Genomic DNA, 17858 nt, shown 5'->3' on the forward strand with positions numbered 1-17858 from the left:
TAACTTACTTGACGTTGGCGCCGACAACGGCATCCCAGTTCTTGGTGATGGCTTCCTTCGCCTTGCCCTGCTCGTCGAGCGTCGGGAACGCCGCGGCCGCATAGGATTCAGCCGGCGGCAGCTTGGCCAGCACGTCCGCCGGGATCTTGTTGTTCTTGGCAAGATCGTTGAAGCGGATCGGGTGGCAATAGCCCTTCAGCCAAGCGATCTGGCCTTCGTCGGAATAGAGGTATTCCAGCCAGAGCTTGGCTGCGTTCGGGTGCGGCGCGTAGGCGCTGATCGCCTGCACGTAGACGCCGGCGACGACACCGGTCTTCGGCACGACGACGTCGACGGGCGGGTTGCCCTTCAGCGTGTCACGGCCGGCGAGCGCGTTGTAGTCCCAGGTGACGAGGATCGGAGTCTGACCCTGGGCGAGCGTGGCGGCCTTGCCGATGACCGGCACGAAATTGCCGGCGGCGTTGAGCTTCTTGAAGAAGTCGAGGCCAGCGGTGCCGGCTGCCTCGCCAGCAGCCGCACCCGATGACAGCCCAGCGGCATATACCGCTTGGATGGCCTGGTTCGACGCGCGCGGATCACCGGCCAAAGCGACCGAGTTGGCGAATTCCGGCTTCAGCAGGTCGGCCCAGTCCTTCGGCGATTCCTTGACCAGATCCTTGTTCACCTGGAAGGACAGCACGCCGTAGTAGTCGCCGGTCCAGAACCCTTCGGCATCCTTGGCGCTGTCTGGGATCGAGTCCCAGGTCGACACCTTGTAAGCCTGGATCAGGCCATCCTTCTTGGCCGACGGGCCGAACGACAAGCCGACGTCGATGACGTCGGGCGCCTGCGGGCCCTTGTTGTCCTTGTTGGCCTTGATCGCCTCGACCTCGTCGCCGGATCCGGCATCGGGGTTGAGTTCGTTGACGGTAATCCCAGGATACTTGGCCTTGAAGCCATCGATGACGGCACCGTAGCCGCACCAATCATGCGGCAAAGCGATGGTAGTGAGCTGGCCTTCCGCCTTGGCGGCCTTGACGAGATCGTCCAGCGAAGCCGCGGACGAAATCACCGACGACACCATCAGGGTCGCGGCCGAAAGGGAAAGCACTTTCCCCGTGAATTTCAACATGTGTTCTCTCCGTTGAACTGACGCCGTTGGACGCCTGCGATGCGGTATCGTTTTCATGTGACAGCCAGATGAAAGCTTTATGAAACCGGCTGCTCGCAGTGCGAAAAGTAAACTCTTTTTAACCGGCTGTAGCAATCGCTTCGCGATTCTTTTTCCGGCTAACTAATTTCTGCCTTGCCCGTCATCCTCCCCCTTGTTTTTGTAGCCCCTTTTCAAATCACTTTGCGATGCGGAAAACGCCTCAGACCGTGCCGGCGATGGCGTTTTCGAGCAAGGTCAGCGCCGCCTTCTTGGTCAGCTTGACCGGGTTGCCGCCTGCGGTCGGATCGACCACGGCCATGTCGGCGATCAGCGCCTTGCGCTTCTTGTCCATGTCGAGCCCTTTGATCAGGCCCGGCAACGCGTGCGGTACCTTCAGTTCCTTGCGCAGCTTGATGACTGCCTTGGCAAAGCCGTCGAAGCCGCCCTTGATGCCGCAATAGGCGGCGAGCCGGCCGATACGCTCCTCAATGGGATCACGATTGAAGGCCAGCACATAGGGCATGAACACCGCGTTGGTCATGCCATGATGAGTGTCGTAGAGCGCGCCGACTGGATGCGACAGCGAATGGATGGCGCCAAGCCCCTTCTGGAAGGCGGTGGCGCCCATCGCGGCTGCGCTCATCATATGGGCGCGCGCGACGAGATCCTTGCCGTTGGCAAAAGCCTTCGGCAGGTTCTCGAAAACCAGCCTCACACCTTCGACAGCGATGCCATCGGCCATCGGATGATAGCCCGGCGCGCAAAAGGCTTCGAGACAATGGGCAAGCGCATCCATGCCGGTGCCGGCGGTGATGAAGCCGGGCATGCCGACCGACAGTTCCGGATCGGCGATGACGATGGCCGGCAGCAATTTGGGATGGAAGATGACCTTCTTGGTGTGGGTCGCCTCGTTGGTGATGACGCCGGCGCGGCCGACTTCCGATCCGGTGCCCGCGGTGGTCGGCACGGCGATGATCGGCGCGATGGCCTCCGAATTGGCGCGCGTCCACCAGTCGTCGACATCCTCGAAGTCCCACACCGGCCGCGTCTGCCCGGCCTGGAAAGCGATGAGCTTGCCGAGATCGAGCGCCGAACCGCCGCCGAAGGCGATGACGCCGTCATGCTTGCCCTTCTTGAACACGGCGATGCCGGCGGTCAGATTGGATTCGACCGGGTTCGGCCTGACCTCCGAGAAGACGCCATAGGGGACCTTAGCGTCGTCAAGGATCTTCAGCGTCGAGGCGACGACCGGCAGCTTCGCCAGGCCTGGATCGGTGACGAACAGCGGCCGCTTGATGCCGGTGGCCGCCAACGCCTCAGGCAATTCCTTGATGCGCCCGGCGCCGAAGCGGACGGTGGTGGGGTAGTTCCATTTGGAGATCAGCTTGGACATTTTTGTCTTTCAATAAATCAGATGGCTTCGCGCAGATGGAAAGATTTCGGCCTGGTCAGATTGTCATAGCCGATGGCCGACAAGCCCGCCCCCTTGCCGGTATCCTTGACGCCGGTCCAGACCAGCGCCGGGTCGAGGTAGTCGCAGCGGTTCATGAACACCGTGCCGGTCTCGACGCGGTTGCCGATCGCCACCGCATGCTCGGTATCGCGCGTCCAGATCGAGGCCGTCAGCCCGTAGGGACTGTCGTTCATCAGCGCGATCGCCTCTTCGTCGTTGCGCACCTTCATGATGCCGACGATCGGGCCAAAGCTCTCCTCGCGCATGACGCTCATCTGATGGTCGACATTGGTCAGCACTTCCGGCGCCAGATAGGGCGAACCGGCTTTGTCGTTCGCCACCTTCATGTTGATGTGCGCCACCGCGCCTTTGCGCAGCGCCTCGGCCTTCTGCTCACGGATCAGGTCGGCGAAGCGCGCCTGCGCCATCGGCCCCATCGTCGTCGCCTGGTCGAGCGGATTGCCGACGACATAGTTCTTCGTCTCGGCGATGAAACCTTCGACAAACTCGTCATAGACTTTCTCGTGCACATAGACGCGCTCGATGCCACAGCAGCACTGGCCGGAATTGTAGAAGGCGCCGTCGACCAGATTGGCGACCGCATGGTCCATCTTGGCATCGGGCAGCACATAGGCCGGATCCTTGCCGCCAAGCTCTAGGCCGAGCGTCATGAAGGTGCCCGCCGCCGCTCTTTCAATGGCGCGGCCGCCGGCGACCGAACCGGTGAAATTGACATGGTCGATCTTGCCCGAGCCGAGCAGCTTCTCGGTCTGGGCGTGGTTGAGCACGATATTCTGGAACACACCCTTCGGCAGACCGGCCTTCTCGAAGGCCTGCTGAAAGCGCTCGCCAACCAGCAGCGTCTGCGCCGCATGCTTGAGGATGACGGTGTTGCCGGCCATCAGCGCCGGCACGATGGTGTTGACGGCGGTGAGGTAAGGATAATTCCACGGCGCGATCACCATGACCACGCCGAGCGGATCCTTCTTCACATAGCGGCGGAAGCCATCCTTCGGGTTAGAGGCTGGCACGGACTTGAGCGCCGCCTCGGCGATCTCGACCATGTAGTTGGTGCGTTCCTTGACGCCGCCGAACTCGCCGCCATAGCGAACAGGCCGCCCCATCTGCCAGGCAATCTCCGGCACGATCTCGTCGGTCATCGCGACCAGCGCTTCCAGCATCGCCAGCATGTACTTGCCGCGCTCGACGATCGGTGTCTCAGCCCACTTCTCCTGCGCCGCTTTGGCGCGCTCGACCGCGGCGTTGATCGCCAGGTCCGTTGCCACGGGCCTTTCGGCATAGATCGAGCCATCGACGGGGGATATGAGTTTCACGGTTTCCAATTAAACGTCTCCAAATCAACAAGGAACTGTTTTGACGAAGCCAGCCGAGCCATAGGCAAGGATCGCGCGATCGCGGGTGATGATTTCCAAATTCTTCGAGCGCGCCGTAGCTATGATGATCCGGTCTGTTGGATCATTGTGAACGACGCCGGGCAGGAACGAAGACTCGACCAAGAGCTCACTGTCGATTCCTTCAACACTCGTTGCACCAGCCTTCACGAACCGTTCAAACCATGCGAGCGGTGACTTGATGAACGGAAGCCGGCCTTTAGAAACCAGCATTCCGATTTCCCAAGCGGACATGACGGAAACGGCGATCACGTCGCCATTTTTCCGCGCGCTTGTCACCCTCTCAACCGCCGCTCTCGCGACCGGTTGTTCCGTCGACAGCCACAGTATGAAGCATGTGTCCAGGAGCACCCCATCAGTCGTCATACACCTTGCCCCAATCCGGATCCGCGGGTGCGGTGTAATCGACGTCCGGAAGAAGCGTGAGCGTCCCAGCCATGCATCCAAACAACGGATCGCCGCCTCGAGGCGGCACGATGTATTCTCCAGCGGTGTCGTTTACGTCTAACGCATTCTCGAAATCCACCTGCCCCTCCATGAAGCCGGGACGACGCTCCGCCGCCTTCGCATCCGAAGAGCCCAGGTGGATCAACACCTCGCTTTCCGGCTGGCCGAAAATTTCAGCGATCTTGCGTATTTCATCAACTTGCATACGCCGCTCGCCGTTCAGCGTCCGCGACAGGGCGCTGTAGTGCATGTTCATTTGGGTGGCCATGCGGCGCACCGTCAGGTTGCGCTCCTTCATCTGACTGTCAAACCACACCTTGTCGACATTGGCTTTGCCTTGGGGCAATCCTGCCTCCCGTATGTTGCGATGCCATAATTACAACATAGTGCGAAAACAGCAACACTGTCAATATCGCTCGAACCCTCTATGCAGTTCCCAATCCGTAATCCGGCGGTCGTATTCGAACTGCTCCCACTTGGCGGTATGGACATAGTGTTCAAGCACGTCCTCGCCGAGCGCCTCCTTCAGCATCATCGAGTTCGTCAGCGTCTCGGTGGCATCGCGCAGTGTCTTCGGGATCTCCGGCAGGCGAGATGCCTGATAGGCATCACCGACAAACGGCTTTTGCAGTTCCAGCTTCTCGTCGATGCCGGCAAGACCGGCCGCGATCAGCGCCGCGAAGGCAAGATAGGGGTTGAGGTCGGCGCCGCCGATGCGGCACTCCATGCGGATGCCCTTGGTGCCCTCGCCGCACAGCCGGAAACCGGCGGTGCGGTTGTCCTCGCTCCACATGATCTTGGTCGGCGCGAAGGTTCCAGCCTGGAAGCGCTTGTAGGAGTTGACGTAAGGCGCCAGGAACCAGGTGAATTCGTTGGCGTATTTGAGTTGGCCTGCCGCCCATTGCTGGCCGAGCGTCGACAGCGTCCACTCCGCATTTTTGTCGAAGAACAGCGGCGTCTTGCCGTCGGCGCTCCACAGCGAATTGTGGATGTGGCTGGAATTGCCGGCGAGCCCGTAATTGTATTTGGACATGAACGAAATTGCCTTGCCCTCGGACTCGGCGATTTCCTTGGCGCCGTTCTTCAGGATGACGTGGCGGTCGGCCATGTCGAGCGCCTCGGCGTAGCGCACATTGATCTCTTCCTGGCCGGGACCCCATTCACCCTTGGAATTCTCGATCGGGATGCCGGCCGCTTCCATCTCGTTGCGAAGCCGGCGCATGACGCCTTCTTCCTTGGTGGTGATGCCGATCTGGTAATCGCCGATATAGGGCGATGCCGTGTCGAGGCCCTGCCAATGCTTCTTGCGGGCGGAATCGTAGGTCTCGTTGAACAGGTAGAATTCCAGCTCTGAAGCGAAATAGCCGATATAGCCGCGCTCCGTCAGCCGCTTGACCTGCTTCTTGAGGATGGCGCGCGGCGAGTGCGGCAGGTCGTCATGCGTGTGGTGGTCGAGCACGTCGCAGATCACAAGTGCGGTCTTTTCCAGCCAGGGAATGCGCCGAAGCGTGGCCAGATCCGGCTTCATAACGAAGTCGCCATACCCTTTCGACCAGCTCGCCGCCTTGTAGCCGGGCACGGGCTCCATATCGATGTCGGCGGCCAGCAGATAGTTGCAGCCATGCGTTTCGTCGTGCGCGGAATCGACGAAGTATTGCGCCAGGAACCGTTTGCCCGCCAGTCGGCCCTGCATGTCAACGATGCAGGCCAGCACCGTGTCGATCTCGCCGCTGGAGACCGCTTTCTTCAATTGATCGAACGAGAAATTTCCGGCCATTCCTTTGGCACTCCAGCGCTTGACGATTGAAAGGGGCTAACGAAACCATGGCCGGCAAAAACGCCGGTCATGGCCATGATGGTTGATGTCAGTAGCCGGTTTCGCCGACGGCCAGTTCGGCGGCCGCGATGGCAGCCTTGCGCTTGGCAATCTGGTCGCCGATCGGTGGACCCTGGAAGCGGCGGTTCTCGAAACCGAACCAAAGCACGGCGGTCAGCACAATGAAGCCAATGGTGATGTATAGCACCTTGTCGTTCGGCGGCTGGATGGCGATGTAGAAGATGATCGCCATGCCGACAACCGACAGGACGCAAAACAGCTTGAACAGCCCGGCGCCGAGGTTCCACGGGCCCGGATTCGGCCATTTCGCCGTTCCGAAAGTCATCATGCCGAGCACGATCGGAATGATGAACGACAGGAACAGGAACACCAGCGTAGAATTGACGACGATGGTGTAGATGTTGGTGCCGCCGATCGAAATGAACTGCGCAAGAAAGACATAGATGATCTCAAGCACCGCAGCGGTCCAGATCGCGTTGACCGGCGTGCGCCAGGTCGGGTTGACTTTGGCGAGCGACGCGGAACCAAACGGCATGCCACCATCACGCGAGAAGGCAAACAACATGCGCGAAGCCGAGGTCACCGTGGCCAGACCGCACAGGAACTGCGAGATCAGGATTGCGAGATACAGCAACGTCTTCAGCCAGACGGGCATGATCGCGTCCATGGTGGCGAAGAACACGTTCCAGCCCTGCTTGGCGCCGGCGGCCAGGTCGGGGATTGCCAGAACGATTGCGCACAGCATCACCCAACCGATTAGCGAAGACCAGAGCACGGACGAAACGATCGCCTGCGGCACCGAGTGTGCTGCTTTCTCTGTTTCTTCGGAGGTATGCGCTGACGCGTCGTAGCCGGTGATGGTGTAGACTGGCAGAAGCAGGCAGAGCAGGAACAGGTAGCTCATGGAGTCGGACTGCGGGAAGACACCGCCACCGGCGTCGCCCGAATAGTTGGTGAATGTCCACAACCGCGTGATATCGATCGCGGGCGCAAACACCAGGCAAGCCACGATCAGTACTGCCGTCGCACCCAGGATGATGAAGCCCGAAGCATCCGTCAGCATGGCCGTGAGCCTGATGCCAAAATGGTTGAACACCGCCTGCAGCACCGTGATGAAGGTAACGAACCCGACGATCTCGCCAGGCGTTCCGGTGATGCCAAACCAGCTTCCGAACGTTCCGACAAAGAAGAATGCGGTGCCGATATTGATCGCCCCCAGCACGGTGATCAGGCCGAGCAAATTGAGCCAGGCGGTCAGCCAGCCGGTGAAGCGGTTTCCGAGGATCGAAGACCAGTGATAGAGGCCGCCAGCGGTCGGAAATGCCGAGGCAATCTGCGCCATCGCAAGGGCAAAGCAGGCCGAAACACAACAGCCGACGATCCAGCCGATGCCCGCCGCGGCGCCGCCGATCGACCCAGTGGCTTGTGCAAAGGAATTGATGCCACCCGAAAGGATGCAGATGATCGAGAACGAGATCGCGAAATTCGAGAAGCGGCTCATGCTTCGCGACAATTCCTGGGCATAGCCCATACCGTGGAGAACCTTGAGGTCCTCCTTCTTGTCAATGTCTGTGTAACCCGGTGCTATCATTGGAAGTCCCCTGTTGTTTCCGAGCGAGATGCGTCAATCTCATCTCGCTCTGGCTAGCCGATTGAACTGACTTTCCGACTGAATGCGATCTGGCCGACTGAATGCGATCTGGTCTGTCCTGCCTCCTCCGGCTCCAGATCCGAAAAAATGCCCGTGAGCAGATCCGCCCATTTCCGCTGCCCGGTCTCGCCGGAAATTTCATCATTGCGGATTTCGATCATCGCGCAAGGCAAGCCGCGCGAGCGCGCGTGGCGTTCCAGCGTGAAATAGACGCGGTCGGCCGGCGAATAGGGCTCGTTGACGCCGACGGTGACGCCGGCAAGCCGCTTCAGCGCCGATATCAGCGGCGCCGCCAACCGGCGGTCTTCGTCATGGATGATGCCGATATGCCAGGGCCGATTCTTACCCTTGAAGATCGGGGTGAAAGAATGGATCGACACCAGTCGCGTCTCTCGGCCCGACGCCAACCGATCCTCGATCGTCTTCTCGATAGTGTCATGGAACGGGCGCCATGCGAGCGCTACACGGGCCTCCCGCTCGTCGGCGGAGAGTCCCTGGTTCGCTGGAACGACGGTTTTCTCGCTGACACTGACACTCATTATGAGGTCGGGCGCGTCGAGCGGCCGGTTGCAGTCGATGACGAGACGCGAGATACGGGTTTCGATCAGGGTGGCATCGAGCGCCTCCGCCATGCGGCGGGCAACCGGCAGCGCGCCGGGATCCCAGGCGATGTGGCGCGACAGGTCCTCGGCGGCAAGGCCGAGCGTGCCGAATTCAGCGGGAAGGAAGTTCGAGGCGTGATCGCAAGTCAGCACAAAAGGGCTCGATCCGCCGGGGTTCGTCACCCTCACGGTATCAGACGCTGCAAGGCTGGCGGGCCGTGCTTTCTCCATAGTCTGCTGTCCCCGGGGACGCTGTATCGTATGTTACGTATTTTGTGTCATTGCGTCCCTATGGATGATTTCATACAGTTTGGGCGACTTTGTCAAATGCGATTTCGGAAAAGACCTTCGACCAGGCCGAAGCGTTTTGCAGCCAGGTAGAATCACTTGGCGTCGCAGAAATGGGACCAAGACAAACAGACGGAGCGGAATGGTTACCATCCCGCTCCAAGGGTGGGGAAAAGATGATTTCCAGTATTGCCGAACTGATTGCCGACCGCATCGGCACGATGCCGGCCGGAGAACGGCGCGCGGCCCAGACGCTGATCGCCAGTTACCCGATGATCGGCTTGAAGACGGTTGCCGAATTCTCGGCCACGGCCGGTGTCTCTTCGCCGACGATCCTGCGTTTCGTTGCCCGGCTCGGCTTCCAGAACTATCCGGAATTCCAGTCGAGCCTGCAGGACGAACTGGCGGCGCAATTGCAGTCTCCGGCGACGAGGACGCTCAACCCGCCCTCGCCCGGCGGCGGCACGGTGTCACCAATGCTGGAAGCGACGCTCGACAATATGCGCGAGACGTTCAGGCACCTGTCCGACGGGCAGCTTGCCGACATCGCCGCCCGGCTCGTCGACCGGCGCGGCAAGACATTCCTGATCGGCGGCCGCTTCACCGATCCGCTGGCGCGCTACATGGCCGCCCACCTCGCCGTCGTTCAACCCGATGTCTTTCACCTTGCCGGCCAGGAAAGCATGTGGCGCGACAGGCTGATCGACATGGGCAAACGCGATGTGCTGGTGATCTTCGACATCAGGCGTTATCAGGACAGCCTCGCTCGCTTTGCCGAGAAGGCGCATCAGCGCGGCGTGCAGATCGTGCTGTTCACCGACCAGTGGCTGTCGCCGATCGCGCGTTTCGCCCGCCATGTCATCGCTGGACGAACGGCTGTGCCGTCGGCGTGGGATTCCTCCGCTGCCCTCTTCGTCGTTGCGGAAATGCTGATCGGCGCTGTCACCAGGCAACTGGAAGCAGAGGGCGCCAAGCGCATTCGCGAGATGGAAAGTCTGCGTTAGTGCATGTAACGACGACCCCAAAGGTTACGCATGTTTTCTCAAATGTTACATATATTTAATGTGCGCGGCCCTTGGAGACTTGTCATAAAAACGCGATATCGGGGTGGCTTCTTGCCTTATAATAGCCTCGCTGCGTCTGCTTCATTTCGGGAAACCCGGTAGACGGAAGGATTGCTTTGCCAACCGGAGTGCCGATGGCCGCCTGGAAACAGATAATTTTTGCGCTTGTGGTGCTGGTGGTGGCATCCGCCTGGCTGCGCTTTTATCCGGGCGCTCACGACGTGCTGGCACGCTGGGGCATTGACTGGGCTTATGCGGCAACGTCCCCGGCTGAAAGCGGCGCCGCCAACGCGAAGCAGGCAATCGGCCGCGGAGGTGACAACCAGCGGGTGAACGTGGTTGCCCTGGCGGCCACTTCGGCTGTTATCAACGACCGCCTGCAGGCGATTGGCACCGGTCGTGCCAATGCCTCGGTGAGCGTCAATCCCTACAGTTCCGGCCGCCTCGCCGAGTTGCTGGTCGAATCCGGCAGCCATGTCGACAAGGGACAGATCATCGCGACACTCGATTCCGAGACCGAAACGATCGCCCAGGACCGGGCCAAGCTCGCCTTGCAGGACGCACAGGCCAAGCTCGACCGCGTCAAGTCATTGCGTGCCTCCAACGCCGCGACGCCGGTTGCCGTGGCCGACGCCGAAGTGGTTCTGGCGGGCGCCAAGCTGGCGCTTCAGGACGCGGAACTTGCGCTGCAGCGGCGGTCGGTTCTGGCGCCGATTGCCGGCACTGTCGGCATCCTGCCGATCTCCGCCGGCAATTACGTGACCAACCAGTCGGCAATCGCCACGCTTGACGACCGCTCCAGCATTCTGGTCGATTTCCTGGTGCCGGAGCGTTTCGCCGCCGCCGTCAAGGTCGGCGCGCAATTGACAGCGACGCCGATCGCCAATCCCAGCAATGCCTATACCGGAACGGTTTCGGCCATAGACAATCACATCGATGAGAAGAGCCGCACCCTTCTGGTCAAGGCCAAGATCGCCAATCCGGCCGATTCCCTGCGCGCCGGCATGTCGTTCGGCATCAGCATGAAATTCCCGGGACAGACCTATCCGGCCGTCAGCCCGCTGGCGATCCTGTGGGGTTCGGACGGCGCCTATGTCTGGCAGATCGAGGACGGCAAAGCCAGGCGGGTCCCCGTGCGCATCATCCAGCGCAACACCGAGACCGTGCTGATCGACGCCGAGATCGACAGCGGCGACATGGTGGTCACCGAAGGCACCCAGAGCGTCAGCGAGGGCGGCACCGTCCGCCTTGCCGGCGAAGAGCAGCGTGCCGTGGAGGCGGCCGAGGGCTCATGACCGGAACCATCAACGCAGCCAGCGATACCGGCTTCACTGCGCTGTTCATCCGCAGGCCGGTGATGGCCTTCGTTCTGAACACCCTCATTGCCGTTGCTGGCCTTGCCGCCTTCTATGGCGTCGAGATTCGTGAACTGCCTGACGTCGATCGTGCGGTCGTTACTGTTTCCACCGCCTTCGAAGGGGCGGCGGCAGAAACCGTCGACCGCGAGTTGACCGACACGATCGAGGGCGCCGTCGCCCGCGTCTCCGGCGTCAAGTCGATCTCGTCTTCTTCCTCGTTCGGTTCGAGCCGCGTCACCATCGAGTTCAACGACGGTGTCGATCTCGACGTTGCCGCCTCGGACGTGCGTGATGCCGTCGGCCGCGTCGCCAACCAGATGCCAGATACCGCCGATCCGCCGCGCATCGTCAAGGCCGACGCCAATTCCGAACCGGTGATGCGATTGGCGGTGACCTCGGACAAGATGTCGATCCAGGACATGACGGTGGTGGTCCAGGACCAGATCGAGGACGAACTGGCCGCAGTGCCCGGCGTTGCCGACGTCCAGGTCTATGGCGACCGCGACAAGATCTTCCGCATCGACGTCAACCAGAACAAGCTTGCCAGCCTCGGCTTTACGGTTGCCGACCTCAGGACGGCGCTTGGCTCGGTCGCCTTCGATTCGCCGGCCGGTTCGATCACCACGACCAACCAGGACCTGATCGTTCGCACGACGGCCGACGTGACCACGCCGGAAGAGTTCGAAAACATCATCATCGGCGGCACGACACGCATCCGCGACGTCGCCACCGTCACGCTCGGCCCCGATGTCGGCCAAACCACGCTGCGTTCGGACGGCAAGACCGGCATTGGCGTCGGCATCATCCGCCAAGCGGAATCGAACACCTTGGACATCTCGACCGGTGTCCAAGCGGCTGTCGCCAAATTGCAGCAAAACCTGCCAAAGGGCATGTCGATCAAGGTCACCAGCGACGACGCGGTCTTCGTCAAGGGCGCGGTGCACGAGGTCGAGATCGCGCTTGGCCTGTCGGTGACCATGGTGCTGCTCGTCATCTATGTCTTTCTGCTCGACTGGCGCGCCACGCTGATCCCGGGCCTGTCGATGCCGGTCGCCATGATCGGCACCATCGCCGCCATCTACCTGGCCGGCTTCTCGGTCAACATCCTGACCCTGCTCGCCCTGGTGCTGGCGACCGGACTGGTCGTCGACGATGCCATCGTCGTGCTCGAAAACATCGTGCGGCGGCGCAACGAAGGCATGGGTCCGCGCGCCGCCGCCGTGCTCGGCACACAGGAGGTGTTTTTCGCCGTCATTGCCACCACTTTGACGCTGGTCGCCGTCTTCGTGCCGATCTCGTTCCTGCCCGGCCAGACCGGCGGCCTGTTTCGCGAATTCGGCTTCGTGCTTGCCATGTCGGTGCTTCTGTCCTGCGTGGTCGCGCTGACTCTGTGCCCGATGCTCGCTTCGCGCATGCTGACCAGTGCATCCCTCCACCACGAAGGCGGTCACGGCGTCGGCGCCCGCATCGGCGGCGTGCTCAATACTGCCTACAAGCGCAGCCTGCACGCGTGCCTCGATGCACCGTGGATCGTGCTCCTGGTCGCGGTGCTGTTTGCCGGCATCGCCTTCACGCTGTTCGGCACCATCCGCCAGGAACTGACGCCGACCGAGGACCGCGCCGCCGTGCTGCTGCGCATCAGCGCCCCACAAGGCGTCAGCCTCGACTACACGACACAGCAGATGCAGAAGATCGAGAAACTGATCCAGCCGATGCGCGATTCTGGCGAGATCCGCAGCACTTTCGAGAATGCCGGCCAGAACGGCTCCTACAATTCCGGCTTCATGGTGATGACGCTGGCGCCGTGGAACGAGCGCAGCCGCAGCCAACAGGAGGTCATGGCCGAGATCAGCCGATTGACCAAACAGGTGCCGAGCGTGCGCATCTTCCCGGTGCAGCCCAACAGCCTCGGCATCCGCGGCGCCGGCAACGGCCTGCAGTTCGCGCTGGTCGGCAACGATCGCAAGGCGCTCAGTGACGCAGCGGTGAAGATCATCGCCGAGATGCAGAAGGATCCGCGCTTCCAGACCCCGCGCCTGTCGATCGACCCGACGCAGCCGCAACTCGCCGTCGCGATCGACCGCGAGCGCGCCTCCGACCTCGGCATCGACATCACTGGACTGGCCAACACCTTGCAGGCCATGCTCGACGGCAACGACGTCGTCGACGTCTACATCGCCGATCGCAGCTATGGTGTGAAGCTGGTCTCGACCACAAATCCGATCAACGACCCGACCGACCTGGAAAACATCTTCCTGAAAACGGCCGACGGACGCTTCGTGCCGATGTCGACAATCGCCACGCTGACCGAGCGTGCCGTGCCGCCATCGCTGTCGCGCGAACAGCAGCAGCCTTCGGTGGCCATCACATCCAACCTTGGCGGCGACTTCGCACTCGGCGCCGCGCTGACCCGCGCCGAGGAGATCGCCACGCCGCTGTTGCCGCCCGGCAGCCGCATCCTGCCGCTGGCCGAGGCCGCGACGCTGGGCGAGACCAACAGCGCCATGGTCACCATCTTCGGCTTCGCCCTGGTCATCATCCTTTTGGTGCTGGCCGCCCAGTTCGAAAGCTTCGTCAGCGCCGTCATCATCATGGCGACGGTACCGCTCGGTCTTGCCTGCGCCATTTTCGCGCTGCTCTTCTCGGATACCAGCCTCAACGCCTACAGCCAGATCGGCCTGGTCTTACTGGTCGGTGTCATGGCCAAGAACGGCATCCTGATCGTCGAATTCGCCAACCAGCTGCGCGACCGCGGGCTTGGCGTGCGTGAGGCGATCGAGCAGGCCTCGATCATCCGCGTGCGGCCGGTGATGATGACGATGATCTGCACCGTGCTCGGCGGCTTGCCGCTGGTGCTGGCGAGTGGCGCAGGGGCGGAGGCGCGCGTCGCGCTCGGCTGGGTCATCGTCGGCGGACTGGGGCTTGCCACCGTCTCGACGCTGTTCCTGACGCCGGTCGCCTATCTCCTGCTTGGCCGCTTCGTCACCCCGAAGACCCATGAGGAGGCCCGGCTGAAGCGCGAGCTCGAGGAAGCCGTCTACACCAATGCGGAGCCGGCCGAGTAGAGACATTCCGGGAAAACTGAGAAGCGGCTTTCGCCGCTATTTCAGCAACCGGCCTTCGATCGACCAGCGCGCGGCGAGGAAATTAAGCACCGCGGCGATGACGACACCGGAAATCTTTGCCGGCCAAACTCCAACGGTCGTTGCGAACAGCGCGATCGAAAGGCTGGAGACGCCGAGCGAAATCAGACCCCCAAGCGAGGCGAAGCGAAGGAACGCATCATGCAGCCGGATGGCTCGATTGCGCTCGAACGACCAGAAGCCGTTCGCCGCGAACGAAAATATGACGGCGACAAACCAGGCACCGATGTTGGCGGGCAGCGGCGGCATCTGCAGCTTGAGCAGCAGGGAGAAGCTGGCAAGGTCAATCGCTGTGTTGGCGAGTCCGACAATGGCAAAGCGGACGATCTTGTTGCCGGTCGAACGCGGGGGCCGCTCGGCGTCGCTCATCCCTTGCCACCCATGATTGCGACACCGGCGCGGGCCAGGCAGGCGCCGAACGCATCCGATGCCAGGGTCGCGAATTCGACCTCGCGCACGCCTTGCATCGGGTCGCGCGCGCGCAGGGTCGCGTCGACATGGCCGGGGTGACACATGAACAGCCCATGTTCCGGCAACGCCTCGACGGCGGCCTGCAGCACGGAAGCGAATTTTTCGGGTTGGCGCCAGTCATAGATGCCGGCGAGCGGCTCGAAAACGGTAAAGCCGGCGCGCCGCATCGACCGGTTGAAGCCGGAGGCGAGCGCGGCGATCGCGGCGACTTTCGGCGCCGCAGTCAGAGCCGGGGCGCCGCGTAGCGCCGGCTTGTCGCTTTCTTCGCCAAGACGCGCGCGCAGCCATTTGCGCACGACGGGAAGGAAATGCACATGCTGGTGCCCGTCGATGAAATCGGGGCGGCGCCCGAGTGCTTCGACGAAGCGCCTGTATTGGGCGTCGAGCTCGGCATGAACATCGCGATCATTGACGCGGCCGCGTAGGATCGGCAAGGCCAGCGTGCGGAGTGGCGGCAGCCGACCTTCCGGCGCCAGGCTCGACCTGCCGGTGATGGCAGGCTGGTCGGTCAAGGTGAGATGCAGCCCGACCGCGACATGGCCGCAAAGAGGTTTTATGCGCGCCGCCTCCTTTGGCCATTCCGGAAAGCCGGACATACAGCTGGTGCCGGTCAGGCGGCCGCGATCGAGCAGATCGAGAATCCCATCGGAGACGCCGGGCGCCAGGCCATAGTCGTCGGCGATCAGGCGGATGCGCCGCGTCATGTGTCGAGAGCGCCTGCCACCGATCTGTCGGCGGAGACCTCACTGCGAACGACATCGCGCACGAGATAGACCGGCCGATCCTTGCTTTCGCTGAGCGTGACCCAGACATATTCGCCGATCAGGCCAAGCAGCGTCAGATTGAGGCCGCCGAGCAGGACGACGGCGACCAGCAGGCTGGGATAACCCGGAACGGCAATGCCGTAGAAGATCACCTCGAAGAGCACCTTGGCCCCGTAAACCGCGCCCGCAAGTGCCGCGAGCAGTCCGCTGAGGCTAATCAGGCGCAGCGGAATGACGGAAAATGAGGTGAAGCCTTCCAGCGAGAAGGCGATCAGGTTGAGTCGGCTCCATTTCGACGTGCCGCTGGCCCGGCTCTCCGGCGAATAGGGCAACGCCTTCTGGCGAAAGCCCGCCCAGGCAAACAGGCCCTTGTTGAAGCGACGCTTGTCGCGCAGACTGGTCAGCGCACGCGCCACGGTGCCGCGCATGACGCGGAAGTCGCCGGCATTCGCTGGAATGTCGAAACGCTGGCTGCTGTTGATCAGGCTGTAGAAAAGTCGGGCCAGCTGGCTGCGCCGCCAGCTCGCCTCGCGCCGGTCGTTTTGTGCATAGACGACATCGACATCAGGATGTTCCACCAGCTCGGCGATCAGCTTCAGGCTGATGTCCAGGGAATGCTGGAGGTCGGCGTCCATGATCAGCACCATGTCGCCGCGCGACCGATCGAGGCCGGCTAGCACGGCCACCTCCTTGCCGAAATTGCGGCTAAGGCGGACGATCTCCCACGACCCCGTCAGCGCCTGCGAAAACCGTTGGGCGCCATCGTCACGGCTGCCGTCATCGACCAGGATCTTGTGCACGGTCATTCCGAACCGCTGTGCCACGGCCGCTTCGAGTTCGCCGAGCAGGCGTGCGAAGGCCGATGCCGATTGCGCCTCGTTCAAGAATGGCGCGACGATATCGAGTGTCGGCCGCAATTCAGTCATTTGCGATCCCTGCATTCACCACCTTTACCCGCGCCGTGGCCCAGAACCACCAGATCAGCGAACCCGCGATGAACGTAACCGCGATCGGCCGGAACCATGGGTAGAGCAAGTCGTGCACATGGCGATCGATGCCGGTCAGTCCGGTCGCGAACAGCACCGTCGACAACACCGAGGCCAGAACGCCACCGCGTTCTTCGCGCCACAACAGCGCGATGGCGAGACCGGCGGGTACCGCGATCATTGCATAGGTGTTGGGCTCGACGCGCGGGTTGAAGACGCACATGTAGAAAGTGGCCGTCAGGAAGATCGCCAGCCCCGCCGGTCCGCGTTCCAGCTTGCGGTCGAACCAGATGACCGCCGAAAGCGTAAACAGGGCCATGACGATGCGCATGATCGTGGCGCCGAATTCCGGAATGGGCAGCCCTATCCTGGTGAACGGCGCCGTGAAATCAGTCGGCACGAAATGGCTGGTGTTCTCGACGGCCATCGAGGTCAGCATCCTGGCGAAGACACGATACTGATCGTTGAGATAGCCGGGAGGAGCGAAAGCGTAAGGTAGGGCGAGGACGAACAGTACGGCCAGCCCCAGCACCGGTATCAACCGGAGCCGAAGGGCTCCTACCAACAACAGCATGATGATCGCGGTCGGCTTGGCGATGACGGCAAGCGAAGCCCAGAAGAACGTCTCCACCCGCCGTCCCTCCAGCGCCGACAGGGTGAGAAGCCAGCAAGCGCCGGTCAAGAGGATCGTCGCCTGGCCGTTGCGGATCGCCCCCGCTGCCATTGGCAAGGCGAGGAAAAGACCGAAAGAAAGCAGCCACGTCAATTCGCCGCCGCCGAGCTTGCGCACCTGTCGCATCGCGGCATAGGTCAGCACCGCAAAGCCAAGGCTGTGCCAAACCACGCCGCCCAGCTGCGGACCGAGTTTGGCTATTGGAATATACAGCGCGGCAAAGGCTGGCGCGTAAAGATACCCCATCTCGGATTGGGTGTCGTAGAGTGGCAGACCGGCCAGAAGCGCCTCGCTGCCGTCTATATAGGCCTTCCATACCGTGCGCGTATGGGGTGACCACAGGACCAGGACAAGAACGACCAGGAACGCTCCGATCCACAGGCTGAACCCCAAACGGTCGAAGACCGGCTTGGATATCGTCATCAAATCACCCTACACCCGCCCGGATCAGGCGCTTGCCCACGTCGTCCGGAATTCGATGGCGGCGACATATCACGGACAAAGCGGCGTGGCATAGGGGGTCGCAAGATGGGAACAGAGGCCGACGATCCGGGCAGCGGCCAGATACCGGACATTC

At 62.0% G+C, this 17858-nt stretch carries 15 protein-coding genes; 3 read left to right on the forward strand and 12 right to left on the reverse strand.

The window, feature by feature from the left end; genetic code table 11:
- Positions 1 to 4: 4 nt before the first annotated feature.
- The 8 genes from NKI20_RS11075 to NKI20_RS11110 form a co-directional block, all read right to left on the reverse strand.
- Entirely contained in the window at positions 5 to 1111 is a 1107-nt protein-coding gene (locus tag NKI20_RS11075) for an ABC transporter substrate-binding protein (RefSeq protein WP_352830531.1), read from the reverse strand.
- A 241-nt stretch (positions 1112 to 1352) separates the two neighbouring features.
- The gene (locus NKI20_RS11080) at positions 1353 to 2525 is read right to left on the reverse strand and encodes an iron-containing alcohol dehydrogenase (protein ID WP_352830534.1); all 1173 of its coding nucleotides are present in this window, start codon (positions 2523 to 2525) and stop codon (positions 1353 to 1355) included.
- A gap of 17 nt (positions 2526 to 2542) precedes the next feature.
- Positions 2543 to 3928, reverse strand: a complete 1386-nt coding sequence (locus NKI20_RS11085) for an aldehyde dehydrogenase family protein (protein ID WP_352830537.1) — start codon at positions 3926 to 3928, stop codon at positions 2543 to 2545.
- Positions 3929 to 3943: 15 nt separating this feature from the next.
- On the reverse strand, positions 3944 to 4363 hold the full coding sequence (locus NKI20_RS11090; RefSeq protein ID WP_352830540.1) for a type II toxin-antitoxin system VapC family toxin: 420 nt from the start codon (positions 4361 to 4363) through the stop codon (positions 3944 to 3946).
- Positions 4353 to 4790, reverse strand: a complete 438-nt coding sequence (locus NKI20_RS11095) for a helix-turn-helix domain-containing protein (protein WP_352830543.1) — start codon at positions 4788 to 4790, stop codon at positions 4353 to 4355. Before NKI20_RS11095 ends, NKI20_RS11090 begins: the two co-directional genes overlap by 11 nt.
- 60 nt (positions 4791 to 4850) lie before the next feature.
- Positions 4851 to 6221 carry a glutamine synthetase family protein gene (locus tag NKI20_RS11100; protein WP_352725235.1) on the reverse strand — a complete coding sequence of 457 codons (1371 nt, stop codon included), beginning with the start codon at positions 6219 to 6221 and terminating at the stop codon, positions 4851 to 4853.
- A gap of 88 nt (positions 6222 to 6309) precedes the next feature.
- Positions 6310 to 7872, reverse strand: coding sequence for an amino acid permease (locus NKI20_RS11105; RefSeq protein ID WP_352830545.1), 1563 nt, complete (start codon positions 7870 to 7872; stop codon positions 6310 to 6312).
- 53 nt (positions 7873 to 7925) lie between these two features.
- Positions 7926 to 8765, reverse strand: coding sequence for an N-formylglutamate amidohydrolase (locus NKI20_RS11110; protein ID WP_352599562.1), 840 nt, complete (start codon positions 8763 to 8765; stop codon positions 7926 to 7928).
- Positions 8766 to 8998: 233 nt separating this feature from the next.
- On the opposite strand from NKI20_RS11110, the gene NKI20_RS11115 reads away from it, so the two are divergent.
- The 3 genes from NKI20_RS11115 (at position 8999) to NKI20_RS11125 (ending at position 14309) form a co-directional block, all read left to right on the forward strand.
- Positions 8999 to 9826, forward strand: coding sequence for a MurR/RpiR family transcriptional regulator (locus tag NKI20_RS11115; RefSeq protein WP_023759697.1), 828 nt, complete (start codon positions 8999 to 9001; stop codon positions 9824 to 9826).
- Between the two features lie 194 nt (positions 9827 to 10020).
- Entirely contained in the window at positions 10021 to 11181 is a 1161-nt protein-coding gene (locus tag NKI20_RS11120) for an efflux RND transporter periplasmic adaptor subunit (RefSeq protein WP_352830549.1), read from the forward strand.
- The gene (locus NKI20_RS11125; RefSeq protein WP_352830551.1) at positions 11178 to 14309 is read left to right on the forward strand and encodes an efflux RND transporter permease subunit; all 3132 of its coding nucleotides are present in this window, start codon (positions 11178 to 11180) and stop codon (positions 14307 to 14309) included. The genes NKI20_RS11120 and NKI20_RS11125 overlap by 4 nt, the downstream gene beginning before the upstream one ends.
- Positions 14310 to 14345: 36 nt before the next feature.
- Here the strand turns inward: NKI20_RS11125 and NKI20_RS11130 are convergent, their stop codons facing one another.
- The 4 genes from NKI20_RS11130 to NKI20_RS11145 are packed head-to-tail and all read right to left on the reverse strand — an operon-like array spanning position 14346 to position 17704.
- Positions 14346 to 14756 (reverse strand): GtrA family protein, encoded by a 411-nt coding sequence (locus tag NKI20_RS11130; RefSeq protein WP_023759695.1) that lies wholly within the window; start codon positions 14754 to 14756, stop codon positions 14346 to 14348.
- On the reverse strand, positions 14753 to 15562 hold the full coding sequence (locus NKI20_RS11135) for a ChbG/HpnK family deacetylase (RefSeq protein ID WP_352830553.1): 810 nt from the start codon (positions 15560 to 15562) through the stop codon (positions 14753 to 14755). The genes NKI20_RS11130 and NKI20_RS11135 overlap by 4 nt, the downstream gene beginning before the upstream one ends.
- A complete protein-coding gene (locus NKI20_RS11140) occupies positions 15559 to 16548 on the reverse strand; it encodes a glycosyltransferase family 2 protein (protein ID WP_352830556.1) in 990 nt (329 codons plus the stop codon). The genes NKI20_RS11135 and NKI20_RS11140 overlap by 4 nt, the downstream gene beginning before the upstream one ends.
- Positions 16541 to 17704: a glycosyltransferase family 87 protein gene (locus NKI20_RS11145; protein WP_023759692.1), complete on the reverse strand. Its 1164-nt coding sequence runs from the start codon at positions 17702 to 17704 to the stop codon at positions 16541 to 16543. The genes NKI20_RS11140 and NKI20_RS11145 overlap by 8 nt, the downstream gene beginning before the upstream one ends.
- Between the last annotated feature and the right edge of the window lie 154 nt (positions 17705 to 17858).

It is taken from the genome of Mesorhizobium sp. M0830 (genome assembly GCF_040319965.1).
Taxonomy (GTDB): domain Bacteria; phylum Pseudomonadota; class Alphaproteobacteria; order Rhizobiales; family Rhizobiaceae; genus Mesorhizobium.